Below are 13,025 nucleotides of genomic sequence, written 5' to 3'. Positions count from 1 at the left end.
GTTGCCGAAGCGTCTGGGCAGACGATCGGCTTGGGGGCCGACGGCAAGGCCTCGACGCCTGCCGAGGTGGAGGCTCCGTGCCGCTTCGAGCGCTAGCGCCGCGCCTCGTGACCGCTGAGGACCGCTTCGCACAGCAGGTCCAGCAGTCCCGCGGCGGCGGCCGCGTCGAAGTCACGGCGTCGCACGCGCACCGTGGCCGTGGTGACCTCCCCTGTCGTCACCACGCCGAACGCGACGCCTGACCGGCCGCTCGCCGCAGGGTAGAAGCGCAGGGCGGCAACATTCGCCTTGACGACACCGAGGTTCGACACCAGGAAGGTGCTGCCGAGCCGGGACGCCAGCAGCCGCATCCCCCACTGCGCCACCGGGTTGTGCGCGCTGGGAAAGCCCGCCTCCGGCGCCGCCGCCGTCAGCAGCGCGCGCACGTCGTCCTCGGTGGCCCCGGCCGGCAGGCGCAGTCTCAGCAGCGCGCTGTCCGCCACGGGACGCGGATCCGCGCCACCACGCCAGGAGGCACCGACCGCGGCGACGACACGGCCGTGCGCGGCGCCGCGGGAGGCGTTCCACTTGCGGGTCGTGTCCAGCGCGGCAGAGGTGAGCCTGGCGCTGCCCAGCTTCACGGCGGGCAACGCGCGCGACACCAGGTGGTCGCCGGACTCGGTGCCCTGCAAGGAAGGTTCGATGCGCGTTGGAGGCGTCCACACGGCTTCGCGCACGCGGTCGAGCGCGTTGAGGACGTAGGGGCGATCGGGGCTGCGCAACGCCACGCCGGTCGCCGAGCTGTGCACGGGTTCGCCGAGTGCGATGCCGAGCAACGCGAGCAGGCCGAGCCCGTCGACCGCGCCGTGGTGGGCCGCGATCATCAGCGAGTCACCGGCGATCGCGACCCGGACGAGCGGATCGCCGACCCTGTAGTGACCGTCGGCGAACTCGGCCCGCGCACCGTCCCAGTCGGACGGACGGAGCACGAGCGCGGCCGGTCCGAGATGGGGGAACTCCGTGCAGGCGAACGACATCCGTGCGGCCACCGCCGAGAGGTCCTGCGTCTCGCTCAGGCTCGCCTCCAGCAGGATGCTCCAGGAGGAGGCCGGGTCCCCGGAGAAGGCCACTGTCACCCGGTCAGCGGGAGCCGTAGTCGAGGACGACGGGCTCCTGGGCCTTCTGGCCTTCCTCGATCCGCTGCTCGACGGCCTTGTCGGGGCTGTTCTGCGCGACGACGACCACGCCGACCCCACCCGCGAGCGCGGCTCCGGCAACGATCGCGACCAGCACCGAAACCAGTTCCACGTCTTACTCCTCAGGTCGGGGTGCCGCGAATCTACCGACCGGTAACCGTCTCCACAACAGGCTGGCGCCGATCAGTGACCCAGCCGCGACCCAGGCGAGCACAACGGGTGCAACGGGTGGGCCGTTCGGTTCAGCGGGCACTGCTCCAGGCACCCGGTAGAGCGCCAGTTCGGGCCCGTCGTGGACCTTCTCCAGCCCCGCCAGCAGGTTCTCGTCCACCCGGCCGGGCGTCCCGCGCTCGACCAGCACCCAGCCGATGCCGCTCAGGTCACCTGCGCGCAGCCGGGCCGCCCGCGAGTCCTCCCCCGCCACGACCTTCCCGCCGACCGACAGCGAGTCGTCGACAACGGTCGTGCCAGGCAGGAAGCGCGGCGCGGGGTCGAGCTGGGTGCGCCCGTCGTTCCAGTCGAACCGGCGGAACGCCGACAGCGGGTACACCGCCACGTCACCGGGCTGGTCGACGAGCTTCTCCCGCACCGCGGCCCAGTCCGCCGGGTAGTGCACCGGCTCGAGACGCCCGAACCCGCCCCACGCGAGGTCCGGCAGCACCCCGAGCAGCAGCACGGCCACGAACAGCCGCGCGCGCACCCGTTCCACCGCGGCGGCGAGCCCGATCGCGAACGGCAGCGCGAGCCACGCCACCCACTTCTGGCTGTCGCGCAACAACCCCGCACCGGGCACGTGCTCGATCAACGCCTCCAGCACCGCCACACCGCCCGGCAGCACCGCGAGCAACGCCAGCACCGCGCCGAGCACTCCCAGTCCCGCCAACGGCCACACGGGCATGCGTTTCGACAGCTGCCGCAGACCGAAGGCCGCCGCTCCGAGGAGCAGCACGGTGAGCACGGGCAGCATCGGGTTGGCGCGGCTCACCGGGACGACGTCGGCGTTCCAGATCCCGCCCAGGCCCAGCACGCTCAGCACCGGCCCGCCCCAGTTCTCCGCGCGTGCGCTGAACGCCTCGACACCGGCCGGGTCGGAGAGCCCGTCGTGCAGCAGCGAGGGCACCCACCACGGCGCGTTCAGGACGACGCCGATGCCGAGGACCTGCCACGCCTTGTGCCGCCCGGCGGTGGCCAATGCCGTGCCCAGCGCGAGGATGCCGCCGGGAGCCGAGAGCACGGCGGGCAGGCTGGCGAGCACGAGCCGGGTCCAGGCGTGCGGTTCGCCGGCGCGCATCCTCAGCCCGGCCATCGCGACCCACGGCAGCGCCGCGTAGCCCAGCAGCAGCGTCCAGTGGCCGATGAAGAGCCGTTCGGCGACGTAGGCGTTCCACGAGTACGCCACGGCGGCGACGATCCGCACGCCGGTCTTGTCCGTCGGCACCAGCAGTCCGGCACCCAGAGCGCCCGCGAAGACGATCGCCAGCAGGGCGGCCTTCTGCACCAGCTGACCAGGAACGACCTGGGTCACCAACGCCACCACGGCGTCGACCGGCACGGCCCGCGGCAGCGCGTCCCCGAGCCCGAACGCACCGGCGTTGAGCGGCTGCTCTGGCGTGAACACCATGTCGTAGACGAGGACGTAACCCGGCCACAGCACGGGAGCCAGCGCCGCGAGCGCCAGCAGCGCGCACGTGGCGTAGAGCTTCGGTCCGTTCGGCCGCACTTGCTCCCTCTCCGGTCGAGCCGGGGCTACAGTCGCCGAAACTACCGGCCAGTAGTACTCGCGGGTAGTACCGCGGCAGACCCGGCCACCGGAAGGATCCCGCGTGTCCGCTCCGGCAACGACGACCACCCGCCTGGACGCCCTGCTGATCACGGGGGCGCTGCTGGGCGCCAACGCCGCCAGCTACGTGCTGACCATCGCAGCCGCGCGGGCCCTGACGCCCGCGGTCTTCGGCGAGCTCAGCGCGCTGCTCGCGCTCGTGGTCATCGGGGTGGTGCCGGCGATGAGCCTGCAGACCGTCGCCGCCCTGCGGGTGACGAGCCTCGGCCCGCGGCCGTTGTTCGGGCTGGGCCTGAGCGTGAGCGCGGGCATGACCGTGCTGACCCTGGCGCTCGTGCCGCTGCTCACCCGCCTGCTGCACCTCGACGGGCCGTGGCCGGTCGTGTGGCTCGCGCTGTCGCTGGCCCCGCTGACGGTTCTCGGCGTCCTGCACGGACTCCTGCAGGGAACGCACCGATTCGGCGCCCTGGCGTTGCTGGTGTCGCTGGAAGGGCTCGGCAAGGTCGGCGGCGGCGTGATCGGGTTGTGGCTCTCCCCCTCGTCGACCTCGGTGCTCGCGGGCACGGCCATCGGCTCGTTCCTGGTCGTGCTGACCGGGTGGCGGCTGTGCGGCTCCCCCGCACCGGCACGGCCCGCCGGCGGCGCCGAGGTGATGCACGCGTCCCAGGCGATGCTGGCGCTGGTGCTGCTGGTGAACCTCGACCTCGTGCTCGCCCGGCACCAGCTCGCCGACCAGGCGGGCGGCTACGCCGTGGGGGCGGTCGTCACGAAGATCGCGTACTGGCTGCCGCAGGCCGTGGGCGTGCTCGTGCTGCCCCGCATGGCCGACGCGGACGACCGCCGCCGCATGCTGCCGAAGGCGCTGGCGGTCTGCGCGGGCCTCGACGCGTTCGTGATCGTGGGCTGCGCGCTGTTCGGGCCGTTGGGCGTGTCGCTGATCGGTGGCGCGAACTACCACGGGGACGCAATCCCGTTGTGGCAGTTCGCCCTCGTCGGTTCGTGCCTGGCGCTGGTGCAGCTGCTGCTGTTCTCCCGGATCGCGAGCGGTGACCGGCGGTCCACCCTCGCGGTGTGGATCGCGGTCGCCGCCGAGGTCGCGCTGATCACGTTGTGGCTCAACGGCTCCGTCAGTCAGGTCGTGACGGGTGCGCTGCTCGCGACGGCCGGCCTGGTGGTCGTGGGCACCGTCATCGAGGCCCGCCGGGCCTGATCACGGCCCGATGGTCTCCTGCCGCTGGCCGAACGGCCCGAACGCGGCCGCGACCACCGCCGAGACCGCCACCAGGAACGCGGCCTGCACCAACGGGATGTACGCCCACTCCTGCCCGTGGCCGAGGATCCGGCCGAGTACGGCGACACCCGACCCCAGCGCGACACCGCTCACCGCGATCACCTTCGGCGCCGCCGCCCAGAACTCCCGTGCCAGCAGGCACGCGATCACCGCCACGATCGGCAGCATGCCGCCGAGAACGGCCAGCAGCACCAGCATCGCGACCATCAGCCACCGGCTTGCCGACGGCGCCACGAACGTCACTCGCCGCCGGACGGGGAGCGCGGCGAGCAGGAGGACCGCCAGCACTCCCAGCACGCCGACCAGCAGGCCCGCGCGGTACCGGGTGTCCGGGCCGAACTCCAGCGCGACCACGCCGCCGTCGCCCTCGGGCAGGACGTAGGCCTGCTGCCAGCCGTCGACCCGGACCTTCTCCAGCACCTGCCCGTTCAGGGTCGCCGTCCAGCCGTCGTTGACGTTCTCGGACACCACGAGCAGCGCCTTCGCCCCCGGTGCGACCGTGACCTCCCGTTCGGTGGCGTCCCAGGTGCCGATGGTGACCTCTCGATGCGTCGCAACGGGTTTCGCGAGTTCGAGGTGGGTCACGGACACGTCCTGCACGACGAACGAGTCCGATCGCGACGTGGTCAGCACGTGGTCGCCCGCGGGCAGCTCCAGGGCGGTCGCCAGGTCGTCGTCGCACAACACCGCCTTGAGCGGGCGGTTGGCGACGACGTCCCCGAGCACCCCGGACACCGAGCTGTTGATCTTCTTGCCGTCGACGTCGATGACCGGACCCTTGCCGCACGGCACGGTGAACGGCGTCGTCGCGGGCACCGGCTTCAGCACGCCGTCGAGCGCGGGCACCCGAAGCTCACCGATCTCGGCCGGTCCGGCGCCACCGGACTCGCGCACGACGATCTCGAGCTTCTCGGTGCCCGCCGGTTTGATCGTGACGAGGCCTTCCGGGCCGACGCGCACGACCTCGGTGCCGGCGTCCGTGCGCACTTCCAGCTCGACAGGCGTTCTGGATCCCTTCGCGCCCTCGATCCGGAACTCCGAGAGAGTTCGCTTTCCCTTCCACGCCACCGTCAGCGTCGGCCGCAGGTCCGTCACGTCCGGCACCCACGACGTGCCAAGGTCACCGTCCACAGCGGACAGAGGACCGGCCGCGACGTCGCCCGCGAGCGAGCTCGACCCCGTGATCGTCAGCCCTTCGGGCGCCACCGGGTTCTTCGCACCGGCCGCGGGCACGACGGTGGCGTTCACCGCGAACTTCCCGTCGGCCGAGGTGCGGAACAGCCGCGTGAGCCCGTTGATCTCCTCGCCGAACCGCGACAGCGACGCGTCGCAGCGCACGGTGTCGCCGGTCCGGTAGCAGGCCGGGCGCGACTGGCTGCCTCGGGTGAACGAGAAGCCCGGCTTGGCCGCATCCTCGTCGCGCGGCACGCGCAGGGCCCGCTGCGCGGTCATGCCCGGCACGCTCAGCTCCTTGACGCCGACGTTGCCGTCCTGCCGCTCCGCGGCCACGCCGAGGAACGTGACGCGCACGCTGCCCGTGAGGCCGGGGCGGACGGGGTAGGCGTGCGGGCCGCCGCCGGATGGGACGTCGTGCTCGCTCTCCCCCGCGTCCGTGGTGAGCCTGATCCGGGTGACGGCCCAGCCCACGCGCAGGTCGTCGACCAGGTCGAGCGTCACCTCACCGACCGAGCGCGGGGTGTCGAGGTCGATCTCCAGCCACTGCCCGACGGGCCCGGTGAAGCTCGACGAGTGCCAGGCGGACCCGCCGTCACCGTCCACGGCCGCGAACGGCGAGTTCGCCGGGTCGATCGCCCCCGCCGCGTCGGCGTACGCGGTCGACGTGGACGCCCTCACGGTCCGGATGCCCCGGTACTCGGCGACGGTCTGGTGCTTCACGTCCTGGAACGGCGACACGTCCAGCGCCACACGGCCCTGCCGGGACGCCTCACCCGCGGACATCGTCTGGCTGAGGTTGTCGGTCACCCTGCCGACGTTGCGTTCCTTGCGCCTTAGGCCGTCGGTGACGAGCAGATCCCCGCCGCGCCCTTCCGCGTCACCCGCGAGGATCGCCGGCTGGTCCGCCCTGATCAGTCCCTGGGACAGCAGCGGCAGCAACGACTCCGGGCCGCCGCTCACCGTCGGCACGTTCGCCTCGTCGACCGCGGTGACGACGGGGACGGCCCGTTTCACCTCGAAGATCTCCAGCGCCTGCCCGGTCTCGGCGGCGTCGACCGAGCTGACGAGCCGCTGGTCGCCCATCCGCACCTCGGGCCCGAACTGGGCGACGCGTTCGATGCCGGGCGATCCCTGGAGTGCGTGACGCAGCACGGCCAGCGGCGGCGAACCGGTCGGTTCCCGCGCGATGTCGTTGCGCAGCAACAGGAACCGGTAGCCGCCGCGGGCGAGGAAGTCCGCCAGTCCCGCCGAGCCGCGCCCGTCGGAGAGCGCGTCGTAGACGGCGTCCATGTACCGGGTGTTGCCCTCGGAGCCGAGCGGCACCTGGTTGCGCACCGCCCACGGCGCCTCCGCGAGCGACTGCATCGGCTCGTCGACGGTCCTGCCCCACGTGTACTGGCCGAAACCCGTGGCGGGCAACAACAACGTCCTCGCCCGGCTGTCCTGGGCGGCGAGCCAGCCGGCCGCCTCGCGCCAGTGGTCGGGGACGTCCGACCAGCCCTGGCCCGGCCGCAGGGTCAGCAGCCACGCGGGTGCCGCGACGACCGCGATCAGCACGAGGGCCACGCCGGTGCGGACCCGCCGCCGCCAGTGTTCGGGAGCGGCCTTCATCCCGACCGGGCGGGACAGGTGCAGCCCGTGGACGAACCCCAGCACCAGGCACAGCCGCAGCACGGGTTCGAACTTGTGCACGTTGCGCAGGGGCGCGAGCGGCCCGTCCAGAAGGCCGCGCACCACCTCGGCGAGCGGCGAGTCGAGCGATCCGACGTACCCGACCGTCAGCAGCGTCAGCCCGGCCAGCGTGCCCAGCACCAGGAAACGGCGCTCCGGCAGGCCGAGCCTGGCCAGTCCGACGACCCCGATCAGCGCCACCAGCGCGGTACCGGCCATCAGCACCGGGTTGTCGACCAGGATGAACCCGTTGGGCCACCACGGTTCGCCCTGCAGCACGTAGGCGACCCACTGGTTCGTCCCGCGCAGCACCTGGAACAGCGACATGGGCGCGGTGGTGTTCGCCGCCGACTCGATGTAGTCGAGGAACGGCAGGCTGTACCGCCCGAGCAGCAGCAGCGGGAAGATCCACCACAGCGCGACCGCGATGACGCAGCCGGACCACCACAGCACGAGCTTCACGTGCGCGCGGTTCCACCGGCGCGTCAGCAGCCAGATCCCCGGCAGGACCAGCGACATCACGACCATCGCGCCGTTGATGCCGCCCATCGCCAGCACCGCGAGCGCCGACAGGGCGGCGGCCCGGCGCGGTGACCCGATCCGGTCCGCCAGCACCAGCGGCAGCAGCACCCACGGCAGCATGACGGCGGGCAGCATCTCGGCGGACAGCGGCCCGATCTCGGTCAGCACGCGAGGGGCCAGCGCGTAGGCCAGCGCTCCGGCGTACCTGGTCGGCTCGTGGCCGATGCCGAGCGCGCGGGCCAGCCGCAACACCCCGTAGAACGCGAGGCAGAGCAGGAGCGCACACCAGAGCCGTTGGGTGACCCACACGGGTATGCCCAGGATCTGGCCGGCCGCGAAGAACGGCCCCATCGGGAAGAAGTAGCCGTAAGCCTGGTTCTGCAGCTCGCCGGCCGTGGCCTCGGGGTTCCACAGGTGCAGCGCCCTGGCCAGGAACCCGACCGGGTTGACGGCCAGGTCGAGCTTCGTGTCGAAGGTGGCCGTTCCGAAGCGTTGCGCGAACGACAGCACCGTGAGTGCGATGAGCACCCACGTCGTCGGGTTCCGGTGTGCGATCTTCAGGCTCTTGATGGCGCAGGAAGTTACCACCGGGTAGTGCTCGCGGGCGACTGTCGCTATCTTGGGCGACCACGACCGTTCTGGGGCGTTGCTCAGGCAGGTGGCGATGACATCTTCGACAGCGTTCGAGCAGGCATGGGAGCTGGGTGACCAGGTTCCCGGGTGGTTGACCGTCGACCAGGCCACGATGTTGTGGAGAGCCGCGCTGCGGCTCGGTCCCGGCGCGCGGATCGTGGAGATCGGCAGCCACCAGGGACGATCCACCACGGTGCTGGGCATCGCGGCGCGGTCCGTCGGGGCCACGGTGGTCGCCGTCGACCCGTTCGTCGAGGGCAAGCTCTTCGGCGGCACGCCGACCCGCGTCCGCTTCGAGAAGAACGTCGCCCGCGCGGGCCTGACCGACGTGGTGCGGCTCGAGGCGTCGTACAGCACCGCGTTGCGCCGTCAGTGGGACGAGCGCATCGACCTGCTCTACATCGACGGCAAGCACGACTACTGGACCTACACCGACGACATGCTGTGGTCGGAGAACCTCGTTCCCGGCGGCGAGATCCTGGTGCACGACGCGTTCTCGTCGATCGGGGTCACCAGCGGCATCCTGGTGAAGGTGTTGTGCGGCAAGCGCTACACGTACGTCGACCGGGCAGGCTCCCTGGCGCGCTTCCGTTTGGCCGAGCCGAACTGGGCCGATCGCAGGCGCGTACTCGCCGAGATGCCGTGGTTCCTGCGCAACGTGTGGATCAAGGTCCTGCTGCGTCTGCGGCTGCGGCCGGTTGCGCGGCTGTTCGGCCACGACGGCCCGTACGACCCGTACTGACCTACTGGGGGCGGCAGGCGGGCGGCTGGCAGAGCATGGTGCTCAGGGCCTGCGCGAAGATGTCGCTGATGCCGGCGGGATCGACGGTGGTGAAGGCCCGCCCGCCGGTCGCGTCGGCGATCCGCGTCAGTTCCTCGACGTCGACGTCCGGGCCCATGCCGATCGCGATGACCGGCAACGGCCTGCGCTTGTCCTGCAGCTTGGCCAGCTCGTCCAGCAGCTCGCGCTGACCGATCGAGTCCGGGTCCTCGTTGCGGCCGTCGGTCATGATCGCGACGATGTTGATCCGCCCGAGCTCCCAGTTCTTCCTGGCCTCCCGGTAGGCGGCCAGGGTGGTGTCGTAGAGGCCCGTGGCGCCGTTCGCGGTCGCCCGCGTCGCCCGGACCGCCGCGATGGCCTGGCCGCTCGCGAGGTGGTCCTTGACGGACGCGAACGGGATGATCTCCTTGTAGTCCTTGTCGCCGTCCAGCCTGGTGGAGAACTTCCACAGGCCGATCTGCGTACCAGGCTTGAACAGGCCGAGACCGCGCTCGGCCGCGCCGACCGCCAAGGCCATCCGCGTGGTGCCCGTCCTGGGCACGATCTGGTTCATCGAACCCGACACGTCCAGGACGCCCAGCACCCGCGCGGTCAGCGTGAGGCCGCTCCACAGGCGCAGCGTCTCGTCGACGAAGGCCTGGTCGAGGCCGGGTGCCTGGTCGTCGGGCGCGCGCAGGCCGAACCGGTCGAGGTCGGTCACGGACCGCAGGCGGGACAGGAACTTCTCCGCCCCTGCCCGCTGTGCCTCGCCCGCGTCGGGCAGCACGACGTACGGGAAGTCCAGCGCCGGCACCGGGTTCTCCGGGTTGACCGCTGTCAGCCGGGTCGCGCCGGGCGTGGAGTTGTGCCGTTCTAGTGCCTGTTCGGACGTGGGGAACACGTCCAGCGGCCGGGTGAAGAGGTCCTCGGCCCGTTCGGCGTAGTCACCGGACACGGGCCTGATGGCGGCGACCGTCGCCGACGCGGGGTCCTTCTCCGCCGACGCGAACCCGCGCAGCGCGAGCAGCGCGGACAGGCTGGCCGGGTCCTTGGCCGGGTCGGCGATACCGGCGCGGGCGGTGGCACCGGGCCCGATCAGCTCCCGCCAGTTCCTGCCCTTCGCGGACTCCTTCGCCGCGAGCACGACCGGCGAGCGCGCCACCGAGATCCCTGCCTCGGGCACCCGCCACGCACCGGAGTCCCGCGCCTGCCGCAACCACGTCGTCGACTCGGGCACCCACACCGAGGGCGACACGTCCCCGGCGACGAGCCTGGTCATCGTCTCGCGCGCGGGTTCGGTCCTGACCTCGACGCGGTAGCAGTCGTCTGTTGCGTTCACCTGGTCCGCGACCTCGGTCAGGGCCGGGGCGACCGCGGGCGCCGCGGTCACGAGGACCGTGGCCGGGTCCGTGCAGCGGGCCGCGTTGAGCCGGTCGATGACGACGTCTCCACCGATCCAGGCGACGATCGACAGGACGAGCAGAACCGAGAGCCCGACGACGGGCGCCGTCACCCGCCGTGGTCGCACCATGGCGGACACCTTAGGTCTGCTCGCCTCCCAGCACCATGCCGGTTGTGAGGATTGTGTGCGGAAGGAGTCCTCCTGCCGTGCGGCGGCGGCACGAATGACTATGTTGCGACGCATGGGCATGTGCGTGCTGGTGGCCGAGGACAACGTGATGCAGGCCGACATGCTCGGGCGGTACCTGCGCCAGGAGGGCTACCGGGTGCGGATCGTCCACGATGGAGCCGCCGCGCTCGACGAGGTGCGCCGCGATCCGCCCGACCTGCTGGTCCTCGACGTGATGATGCCGAGGATGGACGGCCTGGAAGTCGTGCGGGCGTTGCGCAACGAGACGGACATCCCGGTGCTGATGCTCACCGCGAAGTCCACAGAGGACGATCTGCTGCACGGGCTCGACCTCGGCGCCGACGACTACGTCACCAAGCCCTACAGCCCGCGCGAGCTCGTGGCGCGCGTGCGCACGTTGCTGCGGCGGGTCCAGCGCACCGCCACGAACGACATCGCGCTCGGCGAGCTCACCGTCGACCCGGACCGCCACGAGGTGCGGGTGCGCGGCGACGTGGCCGAGTGCACCGCGTCGGAGTTCCGGATCCTGCACACGATGGCGGCCAGTCCCGGCCGGGTGTTCAGCCGCGCGCAGCTGCTCAGCGCCGTGCACGGCCTCGACGGGTACATCACCTCCCGCACGATCGACGCGCACGTCATGAACCTGCGCAAGAAGATCGAGGTCCACCCGCGCAAGCCCGCGTACCTGCTGACCGTGCACGGCGTCGGGTACAAGCTGGTGGACGGCTCCGGTGCATAGCGTCCTGGCGCGGCTGCTGGCCGCGTCCGTGCTCGTCGCGCTCTGCTCTATCACCGCGACCGCGTGGCTCGCCGCGCAGAGCACCTCGACGTCGATCAAGCAGGAGCTCGGCAACGCGCTGGCCGGGGACGCCGCCACCTACCGTTCGCTGATCACGTTCGCCGTCGAGCACCGCGACTGGAACGGCGTCTCGCTGCAGCCGGGCAAGGCCCGGTTGATCCTGACCACGGCCGATCGCTTGGTGCTCGCCGACACCGGTACGAACCTCGACCCGAGCCAGCTGCCGGCCGTGCCGTCCGCGGTGATCAACCCGCTGGAGCTCGACCTCGCCCAGGCCCCTGACTCCCCCGCCGACCGGATCGACGCCAGGATCACCGGCCCGTTCGCGCTCACCGAGCGCGAGAAGGGCAGCCTGGCCCAGGACGCGGAGATCTACCGGGCCCGCTGCCTCAGGGCGGGCGAGGCGGCGCAGGCGGAGACGGCGGCGACGACGGCCTGGGGCCGCCCGATCGTGAACGTGGACAGGACCGTCTCCGCCCCGGCAACGGAGTCCTGCAGCGAGATCGAGAACCGGCTGAGCACGCTCACACTGGGCGAGTCCGCCGCGTTCAACGAGCTGGGCCTGCTCGTCGACGACTGCCTGAAGCAGCGCGGCCTGCCTCCCGAGCAGATCAAGATGACCGCGTCCTGGCAGCCCACCGCCACCAACACCGAGTGCCTGCTGAACGCGCGCAGGACCCAGCTGCGGCCTTACGTGGCACCACCCGCGCTCCTGTTCGTCACCGACGCCGCCGGCAAGACCACCCAGGCGACCGTGGTGAGGTTCGACGTCGGCCGCATCGTGCTGGTCGCCGCGATCGTGCTGGTGCTGACCGTCGGCGTCAGCGTGGTGGTCGCGCTGCGGATGACCAGGCCGTTGCGCACGCTCACAGCCGCCGCCGAGCGGTTGCGGCACGGGGACGACGCCCAGGTCGACATCCGGTCGCGCAGCGAGATCGGCCAGCTCGCGCGGGCGTTCAACGACATGGCCGCGCACCGGGCCCGCACCGACGCCCAGCGCAAGGCCATGACCAGCGACATCTCGCACGAGCTGCGCAACCCGCTCGGCACGATCCGCAGCTGGCTGGAGGGCGCCCGCGACGGTGTGGTCGAGCTGGACCGCACCACGCTGACGTCGTTGCTCGACGAGGCCCTGGTGTTGCAGCGCCTCATCGACGACCTGCAGGACCTCGCGCTGGCCGACGCCGGCGAGCTGCGGCTGCATCCCGAGCCCGTAGACCTGCGGGACCTGTTCGACCAGCTCGTCGCCGCGCATCCCGGGCTGGTCGCCGTGGGCGGCGGCGTGGTGACCGCGGATCCGGTGCGGCTGCGGCAGGTCCTCACGAACCTCGTCACCAACGCGTTCCGCTACACGCCTGCGGACGGCACGGTCCGGCTCGTCTCGTCGGGCGGCAGGATCACCGTGAGCGACACCGGCTCCGGCATCTCCGCCGAGGACCTGCCGCACGTGTTCGACAGGTTCTGGCGCGCGGACCGCTCCCGCACGCGCGACACCGGAGGCAGCGGCCTCGGTCTGGCGATCGTGCACGCGATCGTGAGCGCTCACGCAGGCACCATCACCGTGGACAGCGAGGTCGGGCGCGGGACGACGTTCACGATCACGCTGCCGGCACGCTGAGCGCACATC

General features: G+C 71.8%; 9 protein-coding genes. 4 read left to right on the top strand and 5 right to left on the bottom strand.

The window, feature by feature from the left end; genetic code table 11:
- Nucleotides 1-92: 92 nt before the first annotated feature.
- The 3 genes from ACSHWB_RS30675 to ACSHWB_RS30665 are packed head-to-tail and all read right to left on the bottom strand — an operon-like array spanning nt 93 to nt 2,895.
- Nucleotides 93-1,115 (bottom strand): hypothetical protein, encoded by a 1,023-nt coding sequence (locus ACSHWB_RS30675; RefSeq protein WP_439656751.1) that lies wholly within the window; start codon nt 1,113-1,115, stop codon nt 93-95.
- A 4-nt stretch (nt 1,116-1,119) separates the two neighbouring features.
- Nucleotides 1,120-1,287 carry a hypothetical protein gene (locus ACSHWB_RS30670; protein ID WP_439656750.1) on the bottom strand — a complete coding sequence of 56 codons (168 nt, stop codon included), beginning with the start codon at nt 1,285-1,287 and terminating at the stop codon, nt 1,120-1,122.
- A gap of 3 nt (nt 1,288-1,290) precedes the next feature.
- The gene (locus ACSHWB_RS30665; RefSeq protein ID WP_439656749.1) at nt 1,291-2,895 is read right to left on the bottom strand and encodes a hypothetical protein; all 1,605 of its coding nucleotides are present in this window, start codon (nt 2,893-2,895) and stop codon (nt 1,291-1,293) included.
- Nucleotides 2,896-2,998: 103 nt separating this feature from the next.
- Here ACSHWB_RS30665 and ACSHWB_RS30660 point away from each other — a divergent pair, with 103 nt between their 5' ends.
- Complete coding sequence (locus ACSHWB_RS30660) at nt 2,999-4,165, top strand: lipopolysaccharide biosynthesis protein (RefSeq protein ID WP_439656748.1); 1,167 nt, start codon at nt 2,999-3,001, stop codon at nt 4,163-4,165.
- Here ACSHWB_RS30660 and ACSHWB_RS30655 read toward each other — a convergent pair whose 3' ends face one another.
- Entirely contained in the window at nt 4,166-8,203 is a 4,038-nt protein-coding gene (locus ACSHWB_RS30655; protein ID WP_439656747.1) for an alpha-(1->3)-arabinofuranosyltransferase, read from the bottom strand.
- A 76-nt stretch (nt 8,204-8,279) separates the two neighbouring features.
- Here ACSHWB_RS30655 and ACSHWB_RS30650 point away from each other — a divergent pair, with 76 nt between their 5' ends.
- Entirely contained in the window at nt 8,280-8,990 is a 711-nt protein-coding gene (locus ACSHWB_RS30650) for a class I SAM-dependent methyltransferase (RefSeq protein WP_439656746.1), read from the top strand.
- 1 nt (nt 8,991) lies between these two features.
- On the opposite strand, the gene ACSHWB_RS30645 is transcribed toward ACSHWB_RS30650, so the two are convergent.
- Entirely contained in the window at nt 8,992-10,539 is a 1,548-nt protein-coding gene (locus ACSHWB_RS30645; protein WP_439656745.1) for a substrate-binding domain-containing protein, read from the bottom strand.
- Between the two features lie 118 nt (nt 10,540-10,657).
- Between ACSHWB_RS30645 and ACSHWB_RS30640 the strand changes: the two genes are divergently transcribed.
- Nucleotides 10,658-11,338 (top strand): response regulator transcription factor, encoded by a 681-nt coding sequence (locus ACSHWB_RS30640; RefSeq protein WP_439664697.1) that lies wholly within the window; start codon nt 10,658-10,660, stop codon nt 11,336-11,338.
- On the top strand, nt 11,331-13,016 hold the full coding sequence (locus ACSHWB_RS30635; protein ID WP_439656744.1) for a sensor histidine kinase: 1,686 nt from the start codon (nt 11,331-11,333) through the stop codon (nt 13,014-13,016). Before ACSHWB_RS30640 ends, ACSHWB_RS30635 begins: the two co-directional genes overlap by 8 nt.
- Nucleotides 13,017-13,025: the final 9 nt, after the last annotated feature.

It is taken from the genome of Lentzea sp. HUAS TT2, assembly GCF_051853195.1.
Lineage (GTDB): Bacteria > Actinomycetota > Actinomycetes > Mycobacteriales > Pseudonocardiaceae > Lentzea.
The sequence above is the reverse complement of the archived record's forward strand: the minus strand, read 5'-3'. Positions and strand labels throughout refer to the sequence as shown.